The sequence below is a fragment of the gamma proteobacterium symbiont of Scutellera amethystina genome (assembly GCF_059730845.1).
Genome location: NZ_AP035935.1, coordinates 173,369 through 196,842, shown reverse-complemented (window position 1 = coordinate 196,842; position 23,474 = coordinate 173,369). Strand labels below are relative to the sequence as shown.

The window sequence follows — 23,474 nt, the reverse complement described above, 5'->3', positions numbered from 1 at the left end:
GTGCCTGGAGCCTGTTATGTCCCAGTCTGTTTATAGCTTTTTTTATATCGCCATCGACACCGAAGCGGGCGTCACCGCTGAACAGTTTGAAACCTTCGTGCGCGAAAAAGGCGTGCATCTGCCGTGCTATCCCGGCTGGCGCTGGACGCTGTTTCGCGGTCTGCGCGGCGAGCGCGTCGATCAATACCTGATGCTGTTTGAAATGAAAGATGCGGCACAGCGCGCGCGCTTTATGCAGGATGACGGTGAACTTACCGCCGAGGCAGAGCACTTCTGGCATCTGCATCCCGACGCGGATGCGCTGCTCAGCGAGTGGCGCCAGCTGGCGACCTTCGCGCGGCGCCCGACGATTTTCACCCATTTCGATCTGCTGGCAGAGAATCCTCACAGTACGCTGTCGGGTGGCCCGCGCTTTGATGCCCGCAGCGGCACCGCGCGCATTCTCGGTACCCACTATCTGGCGCTGCGACCGGGCGTGCAGCCGCAGGAATTTGAGCAATTCATCGCGCAGAATGCCGCGCGTATCGTTGATTATCCCGGCTGGAAGTTTCATCTGCTGAAAGGCCACAGCGGCAACCGGCTGGACGGCTATGTGGTGATGATGGAGATTGAGAGTGAAGCGGCGCTGAATGTGTTTTATCCGCAGCCTGATATCGCCACCGCCAGCGCGGCTGACTTTGCGCGCGCGCACCGGGATACCAAACAGATGTATGAAGAGTGGAAGCAGCTGGCGTCCTTTTCCGGTTCGCCGCAGCTGTATACCGATTATCTCGCCGTGGCGGAATGTGGCACACTGAAGTGAGTGCTGGCGGCGCGCTCTGCTCATTGCTGAAACGCGCCGCCGGTTTTCTCCGTTACGACTGGTAGTAATACACCGCTTCAAAAGGCCGCAGGTGCGTCAATGCCCCAGGCGGCGATGCCTCACTGTAATTACTCATCAGTACCTGCCAGTTGCCTTCAACTTCCGGCAACAGCAGTGGCTGCGCACTGTGACTCAGGTTCGCCACCACCAGCAGGCTTTCACGCGGCGAATTGCGACGATAACACCAGATGTGTGACGCTTCCGGTGCCAGATCCTGATAATCGCCCTCGGTGAAGATAGCGTAACGCTTACGCAGCCGAATCAGCGTTTGGTAGCCATAGAACACCGAGTTGCTGTCGAGCAGCGCGTTAGCCGCGTTGATCAGCGTATAGTTATCCGCCACGCCTATCCACGGCTCACCCCGCGTGAAGCCGGCATTGGCGCTGCTGTCCCACAGCATCGGCGAGCGGCTGTTATCGCGCGATTTGCTGGCCAGTATCGCCAGGATTGCCGCCTCCGGCTTGCCCTGCGCCAGCCACGCAGCGTGGATGTTGTGGCTCTCGATGTCCTGATACTGCTCAATGCGGGTAAAATGAGGGTTGGTCATCCCCAGCTCTTCGCCCTGATAGATATAGGGCGTGCCCTGCATGCCGTGCAGCAGCATCGCAAAGCATTTTGCCGAGGCGATGCGCAGCGCACCTTCATCACCAAAGCGCGTGACGATACGCGGCTGATCGTGGTTACACCAGAACAGCGCATTCCACGCCACGTCGTGCATCCCGCGCTGCCACTCCGCAAAAATCGCCTTGAGCTGAACGAAGTCCGGGGCCGCCAGCGTCCATTTGTCGCCCTGGGGATAATCCACCTTGAGATGATGGAAGTTAAAGGTCATCGACAGCTCGTTTTGCGCCAGCGAAGCATAGCGCTGGCAGTTGACCAGCGTGGTCGAGGACATTTCCCCCACCGTCATCAGCCCGCGCGGCGTGAACACATCGCGGTTGAACTCCTGCAGGTAGTCATGGATGCGCGGACCATCGGTGTAAAAGCGCCGCCCGTCATGGCCGGGCAGATCGTCGCTAAAATCCTGGTGCTTCGACACCAGGTTGATCACATCAAGCCGCAATCCATCGACGCCTCGATCCGCCCAGAAATGGCACACCTGCTTTAACGCCTCGCGCACCGCCGGGTTTTCCCAGTTGAGATCGGCCTGCTCCGGCGCGTACAGGTGCAGATAGTATTGCTGACGCCGTTCGTTCCACGCCCAGGCGCTGCCGCCAAACTTAGACTGCCAGTTGTTGGGTGGCGTACCGGGCACCCCGTCGCGCCAGATATAAAAATCGACGTACGGCTGTTCACCGGCTTCGGCACGCTTAAACCAGGCATGCTCGGTCGAGGTGTGGTTGAACACCATATCCAGCACCATGCGCATACCGCGCCGGTGCGTCTCCGCCAGCAGGTGGTCAAAGTCGGCCATGGTGCCATAGGCGGGATCGATGGCGGTGTAATCCGCCACGTCGTAACCGTTATCGATCTGCGGCGACACATAGATCGGCGTCAGCCACAGCGCATCGACGCCCAGCTGCTGCAGATAATCCAGCCGCTGGATCACGCCGTTGAGATCGCCGGTGCCGCGCGCCCCGCTGTCCTGAAAACTTTTGGGATAGATTTGGTAGATCACCGCCTGGCGCCACCAGGGATATTCAGCGTGCCTGTTCATGTTGCACCTCTGCCTGGCTGATGATGGCGGTTGCCGCTTTACGTTTGGTGATGATGATGGTCAGCAGCAGCGGAACCAGAATCGCCACCAGAATCGCCAGCGAGTAAACCGTCCAGTACTGTGGCTGAATCGAGAGAATACCCGGCAAGCCGCCCACGCCGATGCCGTTGGCCATCACGCCGTTGAGGCCGCACAGCAGCGCCGCCAGCGCAGAGCCAATCATGGCGCACAGCATAGGGTAGCGGTACTTGAGGTTGACGCCGTACATCGCCGGCTCCGTTACGCCGAGCCACGCTGAAATGGCGGCCGGCACGGTGAGGTCGCGTTCAGCACGATCTTTGTTAGCGATAATGATGCCGACCACCGCAGCACCCTGTGCAATATTGGACAGCGCAATCAGCGGCCACACCGGCGTGCCGCCCATGCTCTGAATCATCTGCAGATCAACCGCCAGCGTGGTCTGATGCACGCCGGTGATCACCATCGGCGCATACAGGAAGCCAAACAGCGCGGCACCAATCGGCGCGAAACTGCCGGTCATCAGATGACGTACCGCAAAGGCGATGCCGTCGCCGATCAGACGGCCAAACGGGCCAATCAGGCTGTGGGCGAGGAAAACCGACAGCAGCAGCGCACACACCGGCACCACCACCAGCGTCAGATAGGCGGGCACGATACGTTTTAGCGCCAGTTCGATTTTCGCCAGCGCCAGCCCGGCCAGCAGCGCCGGGATCACCTGCGCCTGATAGCCGACCCGATCAATGCTGAACCAGCCGAAGTTCCACACTTCCGGCACCTGGCTGCCAATCAGATACGCATTCATCAGCTGCGGTGAAACCAGCGTAATGCCCAGCACAATCCCCAGGATTGGCGTACCGCCCAGCTTGCGCACCACCGACCAGCAAATCCCCACAGGCAAATAGAAGAAGATCGCTTCACCGATCAGCCAGAGGAAATCGTACAGCCCTTTCACACCGGGATAGAGCTGCACCAGGGTTTTATCATCCGCCACGGCAATATCGCCGAGCACGTTACGGAAACCGAGAATTAAACCGCCGCTAATTAACGCCGGTAATAACGGGAAAAATATCTCAGCAAAATGGGATAATAATGCCTCGTGCCATTTCATCTGGCTGCGCGCCGCAGATTTAATCTGCTCCTTAGAGGTCTCACTAATATTTAGTGCTTCAACTAACGCTTTATAATAAGTGTCAACTTCGGTTCCAATAATTACCTGAAACTGTCCGGCAGAATTAAAGCATCCTTTAACGCCGGGCGTGGCGCGGATGGCCTCTGGATCGGCCTTGTCGACATCCTGCAGCACAAAGCGCAGGCGGGTAATACAGTGCGAAAGTGACAGAATATTTTCCCGACCGCCCACGCGGTCAATGAGATCGTTAATGATCTCGCGACTGATGGTTTTCATTATCATCCCTTATTTCCATGCCGGAATCGGCAGTGGACGATAATACGCCGCTGCTTTTAATTTTAACTATAGCAAAGCGAGGGAATTAGTTGGCGATCACAAAAATATTTACGCAATACATCGCAGGAAAATTAACTTAACAATAATTATTTAACCTGATAACTAAATCTGCGCCATTTAAATATAAATTCGGGACATTTCGTATTGTTGAATATTTATTTAAGCGGTAGCGCGGTGGCTGTGCAACGTTCGCCACCGCGTAACAGCGTGTCAGACGATGCGGTGGCGCAGACGGCCAATCTTCTCAATTTCCACTTCGATCTCATCGCCAGGGAACATAAATAGCGGTGGCGTACGCTTTTTCCCCACGCCGCCCGGTGAGCCGGTGATGATGACATCGCCCGGTGACAGCGGACTAAACGCCGAGATGTATTCAATGATCTTCGCCACCGGATGCACCATGCTGGCCGTGGTATCGTTCTGCACTTCGCGCTGATTCAGCCAGGTTTTGATCGCCAGCTGCTGCGGGTCCGGGATGTCGTCGGCGGTGGTCATCCACGGGCCAAAGCCGCCGGTTTGCTGCCAGTTTTTGCCTGCGGTAAACCAGGTGAACTGCATGTCGCGCACCGTGGCATCCATAAAGCAGCTGTAGCCCGCTACATGCTGTAGCGCATCGGCGGCTTTTACCTGATAAGCAGCCTTGCCGATGATCACCGCCAGCTCGCCTTCGTAATCAAATTCAGCCGTGGTCGCCGGTTTCAGCAGGGGCTGCTCGTGTGCTGCCAGCGAATCGGCAAAGCGTACGAACAGCGTCGGCGCGTCGAGCGTGGCGGCAAACTCCTGGCGCTTGTCGGCATAGTTCATACCAACGCAGAAGACTTTGCCTGGGTTTTCCACCACCGGCAGGAAGCGAATCGCGCTGAAGGCATAGTCCACCGGCTCGCTCAGGTACACCTGCAGGTCACTCAGGCCACCGCGCTGTAGCAGAGTTTTCAAATCCGGACAGCTGTCGCCCAGCCGCGCACCGAGATCGATCACGCCGTCGGGTTGCACGATGCCATAACTTTTTCTTGCCTGGTCAATAAGAGAAAAACTGCACAGCTGCATGATGGCCTCAATGTTATAGAGAATTTGCGCGCAGGTTATCAAAAGCCAGACGGAAAAGCGGTATGACCTGAGGGTAAAGTAATTAATGTTTGTGAGTTTTGGTGACAGAGATGCGCAGAGGGGAACGGCGCCGGGTGATAACCACAGGTCGATCCCTGACCGCGATTATCGAGGGTTTCTGGCGGAGCGCTTAGTTTAAGGCGCCCGGCGGTACGTGTTTGAAGGTCTCAACATAAGAGCGAAACACGGAGCGGAAAAAACGTTTCATGGTGCACCTGATACAAAAATTGTTGAAGAATTACGTGAAAATTATAACGCCCGCGCATTTTTCACGCAATTATTTTTGAACCAGATCACAAAAACGCGCCCACCCCATCGTGCCAGACGTTAACGGAACAGCCCTAAGTGCTCAATCAGGATGGTGCAGCCAATGCTGATCAGTACCACGCCGCCCAGCACTTCCGCCCATTTGCCCATTACCGGACCGATAAAGCGGCCGACCAGCACACCGGTGGTCGCCATGATAGTGGTAGCCGCACCGATGGTGAGCGCGGTGAGCACAATGTTAACCTGCAGGAACGCGAGGCCAACCCCCACCGCCAGCGCATCAAGGCTGGTCGCTACCGCCGTCAGCGCCAGTACCATAAAGCCGTGGCGCTGCGGCGCTTCGCACGGCTCATCGGCCGTCTGACGGAAACCTTCCATGATCATTCGTCCGCCAAGAATGCCCAGCAGACCAAATGCCACCCAGTGATCCCACGCCATAATGTAGTGGCTGGCGGCCAGCCCGATGGCCCAGCCCACCAGCGGCGTCAGCATTTCAATGACGCCAAAAATCAGCCCTGTGCGTAATGCTTCTTTGAAGCCCGGACGATACAGCGACGCGCCTTTGCCCAGTGCTGCAGCGAAAGCGTCCATCGACATACCAAAGGCCAGAATCAGGGTTGCGATAAATGTCATGGTTTTCAGTCAATGCGGTGAAATAAGACGATTAAGCCTGCACTTTGTCCGCATATCGGGTTCAGTAATGAAAAAGTGCGCGCAGTCTAGCACGCCAACCCGCCAAAAAAAAGACAACAAAATCATGGGTTTAAGTATAGCAAAGGCTATAACTCTTAACTGCCGCTATTTCTGCAGCTAAGTGGATGGAATAGAAGAAATTTCTTAGCGCGCGCTACTGCGGGGATTGCACCGCGCCGCGGTTTTATGCGCTAATGCCCGCGCTAACTGATTTGGAATGATGCGATGAAAAACCCGTTTGAAACGCTGATCATCCCGGGCGGCATTCTGCTGCTGGGCTTTCTTTCGGCGCTACTGCTGCCCGCCCCTTCGTTTGGCGTGGCGCTGGCAAAACAGCTGCAGCAGGCTCTGCATCTGCAGGATGTGAATCAGCTGTACACCATGGTGTTCTGCGTCTGGTTTTTGCTGCTGGGTACCGTTGAGTTTTTCATTATCCGCTTCGTCTGGCGCCGCTGGTTCCAGCTGCGCTGAACGGTGTACGTGATGCATTTTTCTTCTGACGGGCGCCTGACACGGTGCCCAAATTAAAAGTCACACAAATGTAACATTATTTTTACACGATCTGGCGAAACATCAGGCAACATAAAATCCGCATAAAAAATCAATTTCGCTAAAACCTATCTTTTTCAATGCGTTAATTTGTGATCCAGCTCACCGTGTGAAATCAACCCTCTCCATTTCCCTCACACTGCCGCAACAACTACGTTACTATAACTGCCTGATTAGGGGATAAAAATCCCTTATGACAGCGCCGTCGGGCTGATTAATTCTTATGCTGAATCATTTCTGCATTTAAAAAATAAACAAACGTTTAATTCCGATACGAGAATGTTATATTCGAATGCATATGCATAACGTGCAGTTAACCGTTATCACACCTATGGCTTAAACCTGAGTCTTAACCTTTGAGAAATAGCGCAACGCGCTTGCAAAAAGCGTGGCTGTTTCGCCTGCGAACCTGTTGAGCTTCAGGGCAACAGAGAGGAGATGTCGCCTCATGAGCAACACTGCGGTAAATCTGGCGCTAGCCGCCGCTGGCATGGAAAGCACACACCTTCAGGAACGAAAAGACGTAGATGTCCTGCTGATCGGCGCAGGCGTGATGAGTGCTACCTTAGGCACCTGGCTGCAGGATCTCGAGCCAGACTGGTCGATTGAGATGGTCGAGCGGCTGGATGATGTCGCAGTCGAATCCTCTAACGGCTGGAACAATGCCGGCACCGGCCACGCGGCGCTGGCCGAGCTGAACTATACGCCCGAAAGAGCGGATGGCAGCATCGACATTGCCAAAGCGGTGGCGATTAACGAATCCTTCCAGATTTCCCGCCAGTTCTGGGCGTATCACGTACAGAAAGGCAACCTGAGTAATCCACAAAGCTTTATTCACAGCACGCCGCACATGAGTTTTGTCTGGGGCGAGGCCAACGTGGCTTTCCTGCGCAAGCGCTTCCAGGCGCTGCAGAAAAGCACCCTGTTCCGCGGCATGAACTATTCCGAAGATCGTGACCAGATCGCTGAGTGGATTCCGCTGGTGATGAACGGGCGCGACCGCAAGCAGAAAGTGGCGGCCACCTGGACCGACATGGGCACCGACGTTAACTTCGGTGAGGTGACGCGCCAGCTGATTGCTGCGCTGGAGAAGAAAGAGAATTTCCGCCTGCGTCTGCGTCAGGAAGTACGCGACATCAAGCGCCTGAGCGATGGGCGCTGGCAGGTAAGCCTGCACAACCTCGCCAGCGGTGAGTCGCGCGTGCTGACCGCGCGCCAGCTGTTTATCGGTGCCGGCGGTGCCGCGCTGCCGCTGCTGCAAAAAACCGGCATCCCGGAAGTAAAAGGCTACGCCGGTTTCCCGGTGGGCGGCTCGTTCCTCGTCACGGAAAACCCGGACGTAGTGGCGCAGCACATGGCGAAGGTGTACGGCAAAGCCAGCGTGGGCGCACCACCGATGTCGGTACCGCATGTTGATACCCGCGTACTGGATGGCAAGCAGGTGCTGCTGTTTGGCCCGTTTGCGACCTTCTCCACCAAATTCCTCAAGCAGGGCTCGCTGCTGGATATGTTCGGCGCGATGAACAGCAGTAACCTGCTGCCGATGATGCAGGTTGGGCTGAAAAGCTTCGATCTGGTGAAATATCTGGTCGATCAGGTGCTGCAGAGCGATGACGATCGTATGGAAGCGCTGCGCGCTTATGTGCCGCAGGCAAAACAGGAAGACTGGAAGCTGGTCACGGCCGGTCAGCGCGTGCAAATCATCAAAAATGATGAGAAAGAGGGCGGCGTGCTGCGTCTCGGTACCGAAGTGGTCACCTCGGCCGACGGCTCGATCTCTGCGCTGCTGGGCGCGTCACCAGGCGCCTCCACCGCAGCACCGATTATGCTGGAGCTGATGGCGAAAGTGTTCCCGGAGCAGATGCGCTCGCCAGAGTGGCAAACCAAAATCCGCGCGGTAATCCCGTCGTGGGGCCGCAAGCTGAACGGCGACGTGGCGCTGACCGAGAAGGTGCTGGCCGAAACCAGTCGCGTGCTGCAGCTGGATTACGCACCGGTCATCACGCCGGAAGCCGCCAACGACGAAGGCCGTGAAACCGCCCATGTGGTGGGCAAGTAAGCGGCGACGCCTGTCCCTTCACCGGTAAATACAGACCTGCCTGAGGCCGCAATAGCGGCCTCTTTTTTTTGATTACGGTGTCGCCTTTTGGATGACGCAATCCCTGACGGTTCAGCCAGGGATTTATTCACCAGGAAGCGCGCGTTTGTTAGCGGCACAATACATTGCACATTGCGCGATAAATCGCGCCGCTACATCAGGGTGCGTCGTACGGCTTCGTTAACTGACCAGCCCCCCATATTGTGCTCCTGCTTATCGCGCCATCAAACGCCGTGGCATCAGCTCAATAGCAGCGCGTCATAGAGCATCCAGCCGGTGGTCGCCACCAGCGACAGCGCCATTAGCGTGTTGAATGCCTGACGTTTCCACGCAATCTGCAGGTGATGGCGCAGCCGATCGCCCAGCGCTGCCCAGATTAAAATGCACGGCAGGTTGAGGGCGGCAAAGCCGAGCAGCACCGCCAGCACACCATTGCTGTTGGCGTACATCAGCGCCACGTTGGTGACCATCAGCCAGGCTTTGGGATTCACCGCCTGGAAACACACGCCGCCCAGCAGGGTCATCGGACGCGGACGTTCGCGCAGCTGCGGCGCACCGGCGCGGAAGATTTTCCACGACAGCCACAGCAAATAGCTGCATCCCACCACCGTCAGCGGCAACCGCACAGACGCCATCCAGTGCAACAGCAGCTCCAGCGCCACGCTCGCCAGCAGCATCTGTAACGCACAGCCGAGCAGGATGCCAAACAGCATCGGCAGCGTGCGCCGGAAGCCAAAATTGACGCCGGACGTGGCCAGTAACAGATTGTTCGGACCCGGTGTAATCGACATCACCGTAACGTAGCTAAAGAAGGATGGATCGAGCATGGTGCGTTTCCCTGAGAATCAACGAAACACCATGCTAATGCGCAAATTACAATGGCAACAGAGACACAAAATGACTATTGTGATGGATACAGTTAAGGCAATTTTAAATTGTACCTATCGCGCGCGGAGGCTTTTGTGTCCCTTCCTCTCTCATCCGGCCAGACGCTGTACCAGCAGCTGGCGGACAGTTTTGCCGAATCTATCCATCAGGGCACGTTGAAGCCGGGTAAGCGCCTGCCGGCCATCCGGCGCGTGGCACAGTCGCACCAGGTCAGCATCAATACCGTGCTAAGTGCCTGGCATATCCTTGAAGATCGCGGCCTGATAGAAGCCCGTCCGCAGTCGGGCTATTACGTGCGTGGCGTGCTGCCCGCGGTGACGCGACCGCTCAGGCCAATGAGCGCCAGCGTTAATGACCCCAGCACGCAAAAACTGGAACTGATCGAGCAGGTGTTCGCCGCGCAGAATCACCCCGACTACACCAATATTTCGCTGGCCTGCCCGCAGGATAGTGAGCTGTTTCCGGCGGCGAAACTGGGACGCATTACCGCCTCCCTTATTCGCCGCGATAACGACATCATTGGTCGCTACGCGCTTCCGCCGGGTAGTGAGCGCTTACGGGAGGAGATTGCGCGCCGTAGCCTGCACACCGGCCTGAATCTGACTGTCGCGGACATCACCCTGACCCACGGCTGCATGGAAGCGCTGCAGCTGGCGCTGCGTGCGGTGACGAAGCCGGGCGACTGCGTCGGGCTGGAATCGCCGACCTACTTCTTTTTGTTCCCGCTGCTGGCCTCACTCGGGCTGAAGGCGCTGGAAATCCCCACCGATCCGCAAAACGGCCTGTCGCTGGACGCGCTGGAGATGCTGCTGCAGGAGCAGCGCATTCAGGCGCTGATCGCCATGCCGGGCGCGCAGAATCCGCTGGGCTACGTGATGCCGCTGGAAAATAAAAAGCGTCTCGCGAAGTTAGTGAATACTTACCACGTTCCGCTGCTGGAAGATGGGCTGTATGACGAATTGCAGTTTGACTGGCCGCTGTCGCCGCCGGTTAAAGCCTTTGACCGCGACGGCTGGGTGATTTACTGCACCAGCTTCACCAAAACCGTCGCGCCCGATTTTCGCGTGGGCTGGACGGCTGCCGGCCGCTTCCACCCGGCGATTGCGCGGCTGAAAGCGGTATCGTCGATGACCGAATCAAAACTGCTGAGCGAAACGCTGGCCGAATTCCTCGCCAGCGGCGGTTATGATCACCATCTGCGTTCGCTGCGGCGTCGCTATGCCGCCAATCTGGATGCGGCGCGCGGCATCATTGCCCTTCATTTCCCGCAGGGCACGCGCGCTACCCTGCCGCGCGGCGGCTTTGTGTTTTGGGTCGAGCTGCCGGGTAAGGTTGACACGGTGGAGATGTTCCATCGCCTGTTGCAGGAGCAAATTTGCGTCACGCCGGGCGCGCTCTATTCACTGAGCGATCGCTATCGCCATGCGCTGCGTCTCTCCTGCTGCTATCCGTTTGATGAGCGTTACACCTGGGCACTGAAACGCACCGGCGCGCTGGCCTGTGAAATCACCGGTATCGCGCCGGGTCAGGATCAGGGCTTACCGTTGCGGCCCCAGGTGGTGTAACCCTCGCGTTCGGTCAGGCGCTCATAATAGGTTTGCACGGCGGGAAAGTCCGGATGGTCGAGCGGGGTTTCAAACCAGCGGTTCACCGCCAGGCCAACCGGAATATCGGCCAGGGTAAAGTTACGGCCCGCGACGTAGCGCCCGGTTTTTTCCAGCTGCTGATTAAGAATACCCATGGTGTGGCTCCAGCCTTTGATGGCGGCAGCCAGCAGGCGCGGATCCTGATGGGCTGGCGAATTGCGCACCAGCGACATAAAAGCATAGCGCCATGAGGTGTTGAGCTCGGTGGCCTGCCAGTCCATCCACTGATCGACCGGCGCACGCGCGCGCGGATTATCCGGGTAGAGCCATTCACCGCCGTTGCTGTTGGCGAGATAGCGCAGAATCGCGTTGGACTCCCACATCACGAAGTCATCTTCGATGATCACCGGCACCATGGCGTTGGGATTAAGCGCCATAAACTGCGGTGAGTGCAACGACTGCGGGTCTTCGCCCCACGGCTCGTGCTCCCAGGCAATATCCAGCTCTGAACAGAGCCACAGCACTTTACGAACGTTGATTGACGAGTTACGGCCCAGAATTTTTAACATAGCGGACTCCGCTGGCAGAATTGTTAATCTATTCATAGTCCTGTTAGACGCCTTAAGCAATCAGCAGGATGTAAATCCGGATTTCAGACAACCTCAATGAGGAAAGGAGCGAACATGCAGGTGGCGTTTAAACAAGTGGATGTGTTCTCCACAGGCGCGTTCAGCGGCAATCCGCTGGCGGTGATTATGGATGCCCGGGGTCTGAGCGATGCACAGCTGGCGGCCATCGCACGCTGGACCAATCTGTCGGAAACCACCTTCGTGCTGCCCCCACAGGATGCCACAGCCGACTATCGTGTGCGCATCTTTACGCCTGGCGGCGAACTGCCGTTTGCCGGACACCCCACGCTTGGCACCGCGCATGCCTTGCTGGAAGCCGGCTGGCCCCTGAAAACAGCGGGTAAGATCGTGCAGGAGTGCGGCGTAGGCCTGGTGGAGGTGCAGATTGGCGCTGACGGTACGCTGGCCTTTGCCGCGCCGGACGCCAGCCTGACGCCGTTCAGCGATGCGCTGATGAGCAGCGCACTGCACAGTGACGCGTTCGACCTCAGCCAGACGCCAGCCGTGGCGGATATGGGGATTCGCTGGCTATTAATTCCGATAAGCAGCGCGCAGGCGGTGCTGGAGGTGGTCACCCAGGCGGACGATTTACTGCGGCTGCAGCAGCATGCGGGTGTGAACGGTATCGCCCTGTTTGGCCCGCTGCCGCAGGACGCAGAGGCGCAGTACGAGGTGCGCGCGCTGCTGGTCGAGAACGGTAGCCTGGTCGAAGATCCGGTCACCGGCAGCGCCAACGCCTGTCTGGCACGCTATCTGGCGGCGCAGGGCCAGCGGCAGGATTACTGTGCGCGTCAGGGCAGCGCCATCCAGCGTGCCGGTCGCATTGTGGTGCGTTTTGCCGATGAGACAATCTGGATCGGCGGGCAAACCCTCACCCTGATTGATGGCACGATTGAGGTGTAAAACGGGCGCTGCTCCGTTCGTTAACACGATTCGGTCGCAGCGCGATGTTTTTACAGTGCCTGACCGCCGGAGGCCTCGATACGCTGGGCGGTAATCCAGCCGGTTTCGTCGCTCAGGATCGCGCTGATGGCATCACCGATGTCATCCGGCAGACCAACGCGGCCCAGCGCGGTCACTGAAGCGATATGCGCGTTCAGATCTTTCGTGTCGCGCACGCGACCGCCGCCAAAGTCGGTTTCAATCGCCCCTGGCGCCAGAATGTTGACGCGAATGCGGCGCTCGCCCAGCTCATTCGCCTGATAGCGCGTCAGCACTTCCATCGCCCCTTTCATGGCGGCGTAAGTACCTGAACCCGGCAGCGTCATGCGCGTCAGACCGCTGGAAATGTTCAGGATGCGTCCACCATCGGCGATCAGCGGCAGCAGTTTCTGCGTCAGGAAATACGGCCCTTTAAAATGCACATTCACCAGCGCATCAAACTCCTCTTCACTGGTTTCGGCCAGCAGCTTGTAATGACCGTGGCCAGCGTTGTTCACTAAATAATCGAAGCTATCGCGCTGCCAGGTCTCGTTCAGCGTTGCTTTGACCCGCGCCGCAAAGTCATCGAACTGCTTACTGTCGCCCACATCCAGCTGCAGCGCCACCGCACGCGCGCCCAACGCCTCAATCTCCTTCACGACCGCCTGCGCTTCTTCAGCATGACCGCGCCAGGTAAATAGAATGTCGACGCCCTTAGCGGCCAGTTTTAGCGCGCCATTCTTGCCCAGACCGCGGTTACCGCCGGTAATCAATGCAATTTTATGAGACATGTTTCGCTCCGGTTGGAAAATTGAACACGGATTAAGGATATTCGCGAATAATTGATCTATAAACGCAGGGGAATACACAGCACTGTTTCACTAACAACAACAATCGGTGAACAACATGGATAAAATTCACGCTATGCAGGTGTTTGTGCGGGTGGCAGAAATGGGCAGTTTTACCCGCGCGGCTGAGAGTCTGGGTTTACCCAAGGGCAGCGTGTCCCGCCAGCTGCAGGCGCTGGAAAACCAGATGGGCACACGTTTGCTGCATCGCACCACGCGCCGTGTGCATCTCACCCAGGATGGGCTGGTGTATTACGATCGCTGCCTGGATTTGCTGTCGATGCTGGATGATATGGACAGCCTGTTCCAGCACGATCCTGCCACGCTGAGCGGTAAGCTGCGCGTCGATATGTCGGTGGCGATGGCAACCGGTTTTATCCTGCCGCGCCTGCCGGAGTTTTTGCAGCACTATCCGGGCGTGGAGATTGAGCTGAGCAGCAGCGATCGCCAGGTTGATGTGATTCGCGAGGGCTTTGACTGCGTGTTGCGCGTTGGCGAACTGAAAGATTCCGGCCTGATTGCGCGAAAAATTGGCTCGCACGCCTTGATCAACTGCGCCAGCCCTGGCTACCTTTCCCGCTTCGGCATGCCGGTGCGGCTGGACGATCTCGGCCAGCACGCCATGGTGCACTATACCCAGCAGCTGGGGCAGCCCTCGCCGGGCTTTGAGTACTTTGATGGCAAACAGTGCCACTACGTGCAGACCGGCGGCGTGGTGACGGTAAACAGCACTGAGACCTATCGCGCCGCCTGTATTGCCGGGCTGGGCATTATTCAGGTACCGGCGATTGGCGTGCAGCCGCTGCTGGAATCCGGCCAGCTGGTCGAAGTGCTGCACCACTTCCCGGCCAAACCGATGCCGATTTCCCTGCTCTATCCTCACCGTCGCAACGTGGCGCGCCGCGTGCGGGTGTTTATGGAGTGGCTGAGTCAGGTGCTGCAGGAATACGTGACCTGAACGGGCAGGCTATAATTTTATTTTCGCTGTGAACAGGATGCAGAAGGTCTATGACGGACAAAACCACAAAAGCCTCAGCGGCTGAAGCTAAGCCGCTGATTGATATCAAAACCGGCAACAAAACGGTGGATGGCTCGATCAGGCGCGTTTCACGCTTTGCCGCCTGGTTTCAGGCGATCCCGGCAGTGGCGCACTTTTTGCGCGCGCTGGAGCGCTTTAACGATCGCCTCGGCAGCCAGTTTGGTGCGGCGATCACCTATTTTTCCTTTCTTTCGCTGATACCGATTTTGATGGTCTCCTTTGCGGCGGTCGGCTTTGTGCTGGCGTCCAATCAGGACCTGCTTTCCGAGTTGATCAACAAAATCGTTAACAGCATCAGCGACCCGACGCTGGCCACCACGCTGAAAAATACCGTCAATACCGCGATTCAGCAGCGCGCGACCGTGGGCCTGACCGGTTTGCTGCTGGCGCTCTACTCCGGCATCAACTGGATGGGTAACCTGCGCGAAGCGGTGCGCGCTCAGTCGCGTGACGTATGGGAACGCACGCCCGATGACCAGGAGAAGTGGTGGAAGAAGTATCTGCGCGACCTGGTTTCGCTGCTGGGTCTGATGCTGGCGCTGGTGATTACGCTGTCGCTGACCTCGATTGCCGGCGCAGCGCAGGCGGCGATCGTGAATGCGCTGGGGCTGGGCGATATCGAGTGGCTGCGGCCGGCGATGACCATCATTGCGCTGTCGATTTCCATCTTCGCCAACTATCTGCTGTTCCTGTGGATTTTCTGGATCCTGCCGCGCCACAAGCCACGCAAAAAAGCGCTGCTGCGCGGTACGCTGCTGGCGGCGATTGGGTTTGAGGTGATCAAGTTTGTTATGACGCTGACGCTGCCGAAGCTGGCGACGTCGCCCTCCGGTGCTGCCTTTGGATCGGTGCTGGGGCTGATGGCCTTCTTCTACTTTTTCGCGCGTCTGACGCTGTTCTGCGCCGCGTGGATCGCCACCGCAAAATACAAGGATGATCCCGAGATGTCGCAACCGCATCACTCTGCCTAACGCGACAATTCAGTTACATTTGCCGCAACAGCAAAAAATGTTTCCTGCTGGCTATTAAAGCAGCAAAAACCAGCAGGAAACGCTGGAGGGTCACTTTTATTTGGCCCTTTTGCAGAGAATCACGCCAGAAAAGCCGCGCTTCCCCTTCCCATCCGCCGCCGATTGCCGTAACTCAGAAATTATCCACTTTTTCACCGCTAAAGGCCGGTGTGACGCGGTTTTTCGTCATTGAATGCGGCAAAACAGGTGCGTAAGATTCTTTGTTTACATTTACAATTAAGAAACAGTTATGCAAGCCTCCATCTCCGAAACACCCGACCAACCACACGACGGCACACCGGTTAACTCACGCAGTAAAGTGGTAGTTGCCTCACTGGTCGGCACTGCGATCGAATTCTTCGATTTCTATATCTATGCCACCGCCGCGGTAATTGTTTTTCCGCATATCTTCTTCCCGCAGGGTGACGCTACGGTTGCCACACTGCAATCGCTGGCGACCTTCGCTATCGCCTTTGTTGCGCGCCCTATTGGCTCCGCGCTGTTTGGTCACTTTGGCGACCGCGTGGGCCGTAAAGCGACGCTGGTTGCCTCGCTGCTGACCATGGGCGTTTCTACCGTACTGATCGGCCTGCTGCCGGGTTATCAGACCATTGGCGTGGCGGCACCGCTGCTGCTGGCGCTGGCGCGTTTTGGTCAGGGCCTGGGACTGGGCGGCGAATGGGGCGGCGCAGCGCTGCTGGCCACCGAGAACGCCCCGGCGAAGAAACGTGCGCTGTACGGCTCGTTCCCGCAGCTGGGCGCACCGATTGGCTTCTTCTTTGCTAACGGCACGTTCCTGCTGCTCTCGTGGCTGCTGACCGATGAGCAGTTCATGAACTGGGGCTGGCGCGTACCGTTTGTGCTCTCTGCGGTGCTGGTGATTATCGGTCTGTATGTGCGCGTGTCGCTGCATGAGAGCCCGGTGTTTGCCAAAGTGCAGAAAGAGAAGAAACAGGTGCGGATCCCTATCGGTACGCTGCTGAGCAAGCATATGACCGCGACCATTCTTGGCACGTTTATCATGCTGGCGACCTATACACTTTTCTACATTATGACGGTGTATTCGATGAGCTACGGCACCGCGCCGGCGCCTGTTGGTCTCGGCTATTCGCGTAACAGCTTCCTGTGGATGCTGATGGTGGCGGTCATCGGTTTTGGCGTGATGGTGCCGATTGCCGGCCTGCTGGCGGACCGTTTTGGCCGTCGCAAAACGATGATCACCATTACGCTGATGATCATCGCCTTTGCGCTGATGTTCCCGCTGCTGCTCGGCTCCGGCTCGCAGATTCTGGTGATGGGCTTCCTGCTGCTCGGCCTGAGTATTATGGGTCTGACATTCGGCCCGATGGGCGCGCTGCTGCCAGAACTGTTCCCGACCGAAGTACGCTATACCGGCGCGTCGTTCTCTTACAACCTGTCGTCGATTCTTGGTGCCTCGGTGGCGCCTTATATTGCGACCTGGCTGAATGCGAACTACGGCTTGCAGGCGGTGGGCTTCTATCTGGCCTCCATGGCGGTGCTGACGCTGATCGCGCTGATCGCCTGTAAAGAGACGCGCCATCAGACGCTGTATGAAGCGGTGTGATTGATTGCGTGTAGGACAGAACCCGGCTCCGGCCGGGTTTTTTATTGGTGGTGTGGGGATGGTGCGGTGTGTCCCTCACCCTGGCCCTCACCCCGGCCCTCTCCCGTAAACGGGAGAGGGAGCGTCCGCGCGATGTTGATAGATAAGTGTAGAAACATCAGCCCGCACCGAACGGTTCCCTCTCCCGCCAGCGGGAGAGGGCCAGGGTGAGGGTGAAAAAACCCTTCTGCCCCCAGACATAAGACATAAAAAAACCCCGGCAGGCCGGGGTTTGATTGGGCTGAAAACTGTGTCTCGCGTGCCTTAACCCGCGACGGCGATGCGTTTCATGTCGGTCATATAGCCACGCAGTTTGCGGCCAACGGCTTCGATTGGATGCTGGCGGATCGCTTCGTTCACGTCGCGCAGCTGCGCGTTATCCACCTGCGTGCCTTCCACCGCTTTGCCCAGATCGCCAGGCTGCAGCGTGGTCATGAACTCTTTCAGCAGCGGAACGGCCGCGAAGGAGAACAGGTAGTTACCGTATTCTGCGGTATCGGAAATTACCACGTTCATTTCATACAGACGCTTACGGGCGATGGTGTTGGCAATCAGCGGCAGCTCGTGCAGCGATTCATAGTAAGCCGACTCTTCGATGATGCCCGCGTCAACCATGGTTTCGAATGCCAGCTCAACGCCCGCTTTCACCATCGCGACCATGACCACGCCTTTGTCGTAATACTCCTGCTCGTCGATTTTGCCTTCGAACTGCGGGGCATTTTCGAACGCGGTTTTGCCGGTCTCTTCACGCCAGGTCAGCAGGTTTTTGTCGTCGTTCGCCCAGTCAGCCATCATACCGGAAGAGAATTCACCCGAGATGATGTCATCCATGTGCTTCTGGAACAGCGGTGCCATGATGGTTTTCAGCTGCTCAGACAGCGCGTAAGCACGGATTTTTGCCGGATTAGACAGACGATCCATCATCAGCGTGATGCCGCCAAACTTCAGCGATTCGGTGATGGTTTCCCAGCCGAACTGAATCAGTTTCTCGGTGTACGCCGCGTCGTGACCTTCAGCCACCAGCTTGTCGAAGCACAGCAGTGAACCGGCCTGCAGCATACCGCACAGAATGGTCTGCTCGCCCATCAGGTCTGATTTGACTTCTGCCACGAAGGACGATTCCAGCACGCCTGCACGGTCGCCGCCGGTAGCTGCAGCCCAGGCTTTGGCAATCGCCATGCCTTCGCCTTTTGGATCGTTTTCCGGGTGAACAGCGATCAGCGTTGGAACGCCGAAGCCACGTTTGTACTCTTCACGCACTTCGGTACCCGGGCACTTCGGTGCCACCATCACCACGGTGATGTCTTTACGGATGGTCTCGCCCACTTCGACGATGTTGAAACCGTGAGAGTAACCCAGCGCGGCACCGTCTTTCATCAGCGGCTGAACGGCCTGCACAACGGCAGAGTGCTGCTTGTCCGGGGTCAGGTTAACCACCAGATCCGCCTGCGGGATCAGCTCTTCGTAAGTACCCACTTTAAAACCGTTTTCGGTGGCTTTACGGAACGACGCACGCTTCTCAGCGATGGCTTCAGCGCGCAGTGCGTAAGACACATCGAGGCCAGAGTCACGCATGTTCAGACCCTGGTTCAGGCCCTGCGCGCCGCAGCCGACGATGACCACTTTCTTACCTTTCAGGAAGCTAGCGCCATCCGCGAATTCATCGCGCGACATGAAGCGACATTTGCCTAACTGCGCTAACTGATTGCGCAGATTCAATGTGTTGAAGTAGTTAGCCATGGGTACTCCGCTCAGATGTTGTGTTTGCTTTTGTTCAGTAACGGCGCCGGATTTAGCGCCGCGAATGACCCCATCATATGACAGGAAATCTGTTGCTTAAATTGATATATTAACAACGTCACATTGCAGAATTTGCAACATCACGCTGAGGGCAAAACGCGCATGGATTTACGAGACCTGAAACTGTTTCTTCACCTGGCGGAAAGCTGCCACTTTGGCCGCACCGCGCGCGCCATGCACGTCAGCCCGTCGACATTATCACGCCAGATTCAGCGGCTGGAAGAGGATGTCGGACACGCGCTGTTCCTGCGCGACAACCGCACCGTGACGCTGACCGAAGCCGGCGAGCGGCTGCGTCAGTTCGCCCAGCAGACCCTGCTGCAGTATCAGCAACTGCGCCATGTCATGGACCTGAACGGTCCGTCGCTGAGCGGCGAGCTGCGCCTGTTCTGCTCGGTAACCGCCGCCTACAGCCATCTGCCGCCAATTCTCGACCGCTTTCGCGCGGAGCATCCGCAGGTGGAGATCAAACTCACCACCGGCGACGCTGCCGATGCCATTGAAATGGTGCAGTCCGGCGAAGCGGATCTGGCCATCGCCGGCCGGCCGGAGTCGCTGCCCGCCAGTATCGATTTTACACCGCTGGGTTTGATCCCGCTGGTGCTGATCGCCCCGGCGCTGCCCTGCCCGGTGCGCAGCCAGGCGACGCAGGAACAGCCGGACTGGTCGCAGATTCCCTTTATCCTGCCGGATCAGGGGCCGGCGCGGCGCGGTATTGATTTATGGTTTCGCCGCCACCGCATTGCCAACCCGCAGATTTACGCCACGGTGTCTGGCCATGAGGCGATTGTGTCGATGGTGGCGCTGGGCTGCGGCATCGCGCTGCTGCCGGATGTGGTGCTGGAAAACAGTCCGGAACCGGTGCGCAATCGCGTGCTGACGCTGGAGAATGTCGAATCGGTGGCGCCGCTGGAGCTTGGCGTATGCGTACAAAAAAAGCGGCTCGGGGAGCCGCTGATCAATGCTTTCTGGCACCTGCTGTAGTTTAGCCGGCGAGGAAGAAGCGAAATGCCGGATTACTGGCTTCGTCGTGCCACTCATAGCCGAGCGCGTTGAGGTGAGTGTCGAAATCCGGCTCTTTGTCGTTGATTTCGAACGCCGCCAGCACGCGACCAAAATCGGTGCCGTGGCTGCGATAGTGGAACAGCGAAATGTTCCAGTGCGCGCCCAGCGTCTGCAGGAACTTCAGCAGCGCGCCCGGTGCTTCCGGGAATTCGAAGCTGAACAGCCGTTCGCGCAGCGGTTTTGACGGGCGTCCGCCCACCATGTAGCGCACGTGCAGCTTCGCCATCTCATCATCCGACAAATCCACCACCTGATAGCCGCCTTCAGCCAGCTGGCTGATGATTTCGCTGCGCTCCTCAAGGCCGCGCGTTAAACGCACGCCAACAAAGATGCAGGCGTTGTCGGCATCGGCATAACGGTAGTTGAACTCGGTCACCGCGCGGCCGCCCAGCGTCTGGCAGAAGCGCAGGAAACTGCCCTGCTGCTCAGGAATGGTGACCGCCAGCAGCGCTTCACGCTGCTCACCCAGTTCACAGCGCTCGGAGACATAGCGCAGACCGTGGAAGTTGACGTTGGCGCCCGACAGCACGTGCGCCAGCCGCTCGCCTTTGATGTCGTGCTGCTGGATGTACTTCTTCATGCCCGCCAGCGCCAGCGCGCCGGAAGGCTCCGCCACCGCTCGCACATCCTCGAACAGATCCTTCATCGCCGCGCAGATGGCATCGCTGTCTACGGTGATAATGTCGTCGAGGTATTCCTTGCACAGGCGGAAAGTTTCGCTGCCGATACGCTTGACCGCCACGCCTTCGGCAAACAGCCCGACGCGCGGCAAATCCACCGGCTCGCCGGCATCAAGCGCCGCCTTCAGGCAGGCAGAGTCCTGCGACTCGACCGCGATAACCTTGATTTGCGGCATCAGCTGTTTAATCAGTACCGCCACACCCGCCGCTAAACCGCCGCCGCCTACCGGCACAAACACGCGATCGAGATGCGCATCCTGCTGCAACAGCTCCATCGCCAGCGTGCCCTGACCGGCAATCACCGCCGGATGATCAAACGGCGGCACGAAGGTGTAACCCTGCTGCTCCGCCAGCTCAATCGCTTTGGCTTTTGCCTCGTCAAAGTTTGCTCCGAACAGGTAAGCCTCACCGCCAAACGCGCGCACTGCATCAACCTTGATATCCGCCGTCGCCACTGGCATCACAATCAGTGACCTGATGCCGAGCGTGCTGGCCGAGAGCGCCACGCCCTGCGCATGGTTGCCCGCCGAAGCAGTAACCACGCCGCGCGCTTTCTGCTCTTCCGTCAGCCCGGCAATCATGGCGTAGGCACCGCGCAGCTTGAAGCTGTGCACCGGCTGGCGATCTTCGCGCTTCACCAGAATGGTGTTGCCAAGACGCGACGAAATTTTTTCCATTTTTTGCAGCGGCGTCACCTGGGCAATTTCGTACACAGGCGCACGCAGCACCGCGCGCAGATACTCCGCGCCATTGGGCGACGCGGAAAGCGGTTGAGACTCAGCCATCAGAGATTAGCCTCCCAGCTTAGACTTATCGCGCACCGCGCCCTTGTCAGCGCTGGTGGCGAGCGATGCATAAGCACGCAGTGCGAAGGAGACCTGACGCACGCGACCGTGCGGCGTATAAGCCGCTTCACCACGCGCTTCCTCTTCTTCACGACGGGCATGCAGTTCGTTATCCGGTACCGCCAGCTTAATGCCGCGATTCGGGATATCGATTTCAATGATGTCGCCATCTTTAACCAGCGCGATGGTGCCGCCGTTCGCTGCTTCCGGTGATGCGTGGCCAATGGAGAGGCCCGAGGTGCCGCCCGAGAAGCGTCCGTCAGTGATCAGCGCACAGCTTTTGCCAAGGCCCATCGATTTCAGATAAGTGGTCGGATAGAGCATTTCCTGCATGCCCGGACCGCCTTTCGGCCCTTCGTAGCGGATCACCACCACGTCACCGGCGACCACTTTGCCGCCGAGAATCGCTTCCACCGCATCGTCCTGGCTTTCATACACTTTTGCCGGACCTTTAAAGGTGAGGATCTCTTTGTCGACGCCGGCGGTTTTCACGATGCAGCCATCTTCCGCCATGTTGCCGTACAGCACTGCCAGACCGCCATCCTGAGAGAATGCGTGTTCGCGCGTGCGGATACAGCCTTCCTGACGATCGTCATCCAGCGTATCCCAGCGGCAGTCCTGTGAGAACGCCTGGGTAGTACGGATGCCCGCCGGGCCGGCGCGGAACATCTTCTTCACCGCTTCGTCTTTGGTCAGCATGATGTCGTACTGATCGAGGGTTTCGCGCAGGTTGAGACCCAGCACGTTGCGCACGTCGGTGTGCAGCAGGCCGGCACGATCCAGCTCGCCAAGAATACCGATTACCCCGCCCGCGCGGTGCACATCTTCCATATGATATTTCTGTGTGCTCGGCGCCACTTTGCACAGGTGCGGCACTTTGCGTGACAGGCGATCGATGTCGGAAATGTTGAAATCGATCTCGCCTTCCTGCGCGGCGGCCAGCAGGTGCAGCACGGTATTGGTGGAACCGCCCATGGCGATATCCAGCGTCATGGCGTTTTCGAACGCGGCTTTGCTGGCGATGTTACGCGGCAGCACGCGCGCATCATCCTGCTCGTAGTACTGTTTGGTCAGGTTAACGATGCGCTTGCCGGCGTTGATGAACAGGTCTTTACGATCGGCGTGGGTTGCCAGCAGCGAGCCGTTGCCCGGCTGCGACAGGCCCAGCGCTTCGGTCAGACAGTTCATGGAGTTGGCGGTGAACATGCCGGAGCACGAGCCGCAGGTCGGGCAGGCTGAACGCTCAATCTGTTCGCTGTCGGCATCGCTGACGTTCGGGTTCGCACCCTGAATCATCGCGTCCACCAGATCCAGCTTGATGATTTTGTCTGACAGCTTGGTTTTACCGGCTTCCATCGGACCGCCGGAGACAAAGATCACCGGAATGTTGAGGCGCAGCGAGGCCATCAGCATGCCGGGGGTGATTTTGTCACAGTTGGAGATACACACCATGGCGTCGGCGCAGTGGGCGTTCACCATATATTCCACGGAGTCGGCAATCAGCTCGCGTGAAGGCAGTGAATACAGCATGCCGCCATGACCCATGGCAATACCGTCATCCACCGCGATGGTGTTGAACTCTTTGGCTACACCACCCGCGGCTTCGATTTGCTCAGCAACCAGTTTGCCAAGATCGCGCAGGTGCACGTGGCCCGGTACGAATTGGGTGAAGGAGTTAACCACGGCGATAATCGGCTTACCGAAATCGTCGTCGGTCATTCCGGTGGCGCGCCACAGGGCACGGGCACCCGCCATGTTACGACCATGGGTGGTGGTGGCGGAACGGTACTTAGGCATGCTCTATTTACTCCAGTCTGAAA

Annotated in this window: 20 protein-coding genes; 9 read left to right on the top strand and 11 right to left on the bottom strand. The window is 58.0% G+C overall.

Annotation, left to right across the window (positions count from 1 at the left end):
- Nucleotides 1–16: 16 nt before the first annotated feature.
- Complete coding sequence (locus tag AC6I79_RS00925; protein WP_159377999.1) at nucleotides 17–802, top strand: hypothetical protein; 786 nt, start codon at nucleotides 17–19, stop codon at nucleotides 800–802.
- Between the two features lie 52 nt (nucleotides 803–854).
- Here AC6I79_RS00925 and treC read toward each other — a convergent pair whose 3' ends face one another.
- The 5 genes from treC to mntP all read right to left on the bottom strand — a co-directional run bounded on the left by treC (nucleotide 855) and on the right by mntP (nucleotide 6,012).
- A complete protein-coding gene (gene treC, locus AC6I79_RS00920; RefSeq protein WP_159377998.1) occupies nucleotides 855–2,519 on the bottom strand; it encodes an alpha,alpha-phosphotrehalase in 1,665 nt (554 codons plus the stop codon).
- Nucleotides 2,503–3,945: a PTS trehalose transporter subunit IIBC gene (treB, locus tag AC6I79_RS00915; RefSeq protein ID WP_058770908.1), complete on the bottom strand. Its 1,443-nt coding sequence runs from the start codon at nucleotides 3,943–3,945 to the stop codon at nucleotides 2,503–2,505. Before treB ends, treC begins: the two co-directional genes overlap by 17 nt.
- Nucleotides 3,946–4,215: 270 nt before the next feature.
- A complete protein-coding gene (locus AC6I79_RS00910) occupies nucleotides 4,216–5,052 on the bottom strand; it encodes a fumarylacetoacetate hydrolase family protein (protein WP_104094200.1) in 837 nt (278 codons plus the stop codon).
- A 190-nt stretch (nucleotides 5,053–5,242) separates the two neighbouring features.
- A complete protein-coding gene (azuC, locus tag AC6I79_RS00905) occupies nucleotides 5,243–5,320 on the bottom strand; it encodes a stress response protein AzuC (protein WP_125310475.1) in 78 nt (25 codons plus the stop codon).
- A gap of 119 nt (nucleotides 5,321–5,439) precedes the next feature.
- Nucleotides 5,440–6,012 (bottom strand): manganese efflux pump MntP, encoded by a 573-nt coding sequence (gene mntP, locus AC6I79_RS00900; RefSeq protein WP_021507902.1) that lies wholly within the window; start codon nucleotides 6,010–6,012, stop codon nucleotides 5,440–5,442.
- A gap of 285 nt (nucleotides 6,013–6,297) precedes the next feature.
- Between mntP and AC6I79_RS00895 the strand changes: the two genes are divergently transcribed.
- Together AC6I79_RS00895 and mqo are read left to right on the top strand one after the other, a co-directional pair.
- A complete protein-coding gene (locus AC6I79_RS00895) occupies nucleotides 6,298–6,543 on the top strand; it encodes a DUF1158 domain-containing protein (protein WP_010615729.1) in 246 nt (81 codons plus the stop codon).
- 526 nt (nucleotides 6,544–7,069) lie between these two features.
- Nucleotides 7,070–8,680, top strand: coding sequence for a malate dehydrogenase (quinone) (gene mqo, locus AC6I79_RS00890; protein WP_021507903.1), 1,611 nt, complete (start codon nucleotides 7,070–7,072; stop codon nucleotides 8,678–8,680).
- A 278-nt stretch (nucleotides 8,681–8,958) separates the two neighbouring features.
- Here the strand turns inward: mqo and AC6I79_RS00885 are convergent, their stop codons facing one another.
- Nucleotides 8,959–9,546 carry a LysE family translocator gene (locus AC6I79_RS00885; protein ID WP_058759374.1) on the bottom strand — a complete coding sequence of 196 codons (588 nt, stop codon included), beginning with the start codon at nucleotides 9,544–9,546 and terminating at the stop codon, nucleotides 8,959–8,961.
- 135 nt (nucleotides 9,547–9,681) lie between these two features.
- On the opposite strand from AC6I79_RS00885, the gene AC6I79_RS00880 reads away from it, so the two are divergent.
- Entirely contained in the window at nucleotides 9,682–11,172 is a 1,491-nt protein-coding gene (locus tag AC6I79_RS00880; protein ID WP_058770989.1) for an aminotransferase-like domain-containing protein, read from the top strand.
- Here the strand turns inward: AC6I79_RS00880 and AC6I79_RS00875 are convergent.
- The gene (locus AC6I79_RS00875) at nucleotides 11,139–11,762 is read right to left on the bottom strand and encodes a glutathione S-transferase family protein (protein WP_021507906.1); all 624 of its coding nucleotides are present in this window, start codon (nucleotides 11,760–11,762) and stop codon (nucleotides 11,139–11,141) included. The genes AC6I79_RS00880 and AC6I79_RS00875 overlap by 34 nt on opposite strands.
- Nucleotides 11,763–11,876: 114 nt before the next feature.
- Between AC6I79_RS00875 and AC6I79_RS00870 the strand changes: the two genes are divergently transcribed.
- On the top strand, nucleotides 11,877–12,725 hold the full coding sequence (locus tag AC6I79_RS00870) for a PhzF family phenazine biosynthesis protein (protein ID WP_498027517.1): 849 nt from the start codon (nucleotides 11,877–11,879) through the stop codon (nucleotides 12,723–12,725).
- Between the two features lie 50 nt (nucleotides 12,726–12,775).
- On the opposite strand, the gene AC6I79_RS00865 is transcribed toward AC6I79_RS00870, so the two are convergent.
- Entirely contained in the window at nucleotides 12,776–13,534 is a 759-nt protein-coding gene (locus AC6I79_RS00865) for an SDR family NAD(P)-dependent oxidoreductase (RefSeq protein WP_159377995.1), read from the bottom strand.
- A gap of 115 nt (nucleotides 13,535–13,649) precedes the next feature.
- Between AC6I79_RS00865 and AC6I79_RS00860 the strand changes: the two genes are divergently transcribed.
- The 3 genes from AC6I79_RS00860 (at nucleotide 13,650) to AC6I79_RS00850 (ending at nucleotide 17,225) form a co-directional block, all read left to right on the top strand.
- Nucleotides 13,650–14,549, top strand: coding sequence for a LysR family transcriptional regulator (locus tag AC6I79_RS00860; protein WP_031279769.1), 900 nt, complete (start codon nucleotides 13,650–13,652; stop codon nucleotides 14,547–14,549).
- Nucleotides 14,550–14,599: 50 nt separating this feature from the next.
- Complete coding sequence (gene yhjD / locus AC6I79_RS00855; protein ID WP_058759376.1) at nucleotides 14,600–15,601, top strand: inner membrane protein YhjD; 1,002 nt, start codon at nucleotides 14,600–14,602, stop codon at nucleotides 15,599–15,601.
- 289 nt (nucleotides 15,602–15,890) lie between these two features.
- Entirely contained in the window at nucleotides 15,891–17,225 is a 1,335-nt protein-coding gene (locus tag AC6I79_RS00850; protein WP_021507911.1) for an MFS transporter, read from the top strand.
- A 303-nt stretch (nucleotides 17,226–17,528) separates the two neighbouring features.
- On the opposite strand, the gene ilvC is transcribed toward AC6I79_RS00850, so the two are convergent.
- Nucleotides 17,529–19,004 carry a ketol-acid reductoisomerase gene (gene ilvC, locus AC6I79_RS00845; RefSeq protein WP_021507912.1) on the bottom strand — a complete coding sequence of 492 codons (1,476 nt, stop codon included), beginning with the start codon at nucleotides 19,002–19,004 and terminating at the stop codon, nucleotides 17,529–17,531.
- A gap of 162 nt (nucleotides 19,005–19,166) precedes the next feature.
- On the opposite strand from ilvC, the gene ilvY reads away from it, so the two are divergent.
- On the top strand, nucleotides 19,167–20,048 hold the full coding sequence (gene ilvY, locus AC6I79_RS00840) for an HTH-type transcriptional activator IlvY (RefSeq protein ID WP_021507913.1): 882 nt from the start codon (nucleotides 19,167–19,169) through the stop codon (nucleotides 20,046–20,048).
- Between the two features lies 1 nt (nucleotide 20,049).
- On the opposite strand, the gene ilvA is transcribed toward ilvY, so the two are convergent.
- On the bottom strand, nucleotides 20,050–21,594 hold the full coding sequence (ilvA, locus tag AC6I79_RS00835) for a threonine ammonia-lyase, biosynthetic (RefSeq protein ID WP_058775138.1): 1,545 nt from the start codon (nucleotides 21,592–21,594) through the stop codon (nucleotides 20,050–20,052).
- Nucleotides 21,595–21,600: 6 nt separating this feature from the next.
- Nucleotides 21,601–23,451: a dihydroxy-acid dehydratase gene (gene ilvD / locus AC6I79_RS00830; RefSeq protein ID WP_021507915.1), complete on the bottom strand. Its 1,851-nt coding sequence runs from the start codon at nucleotides 23,449–23,451 to the stop codon at nucleotides 21,601–21,603.
- Between the last annotated feature and the right edge of the window lie 23 nt (nucleotides 23,452–23,474).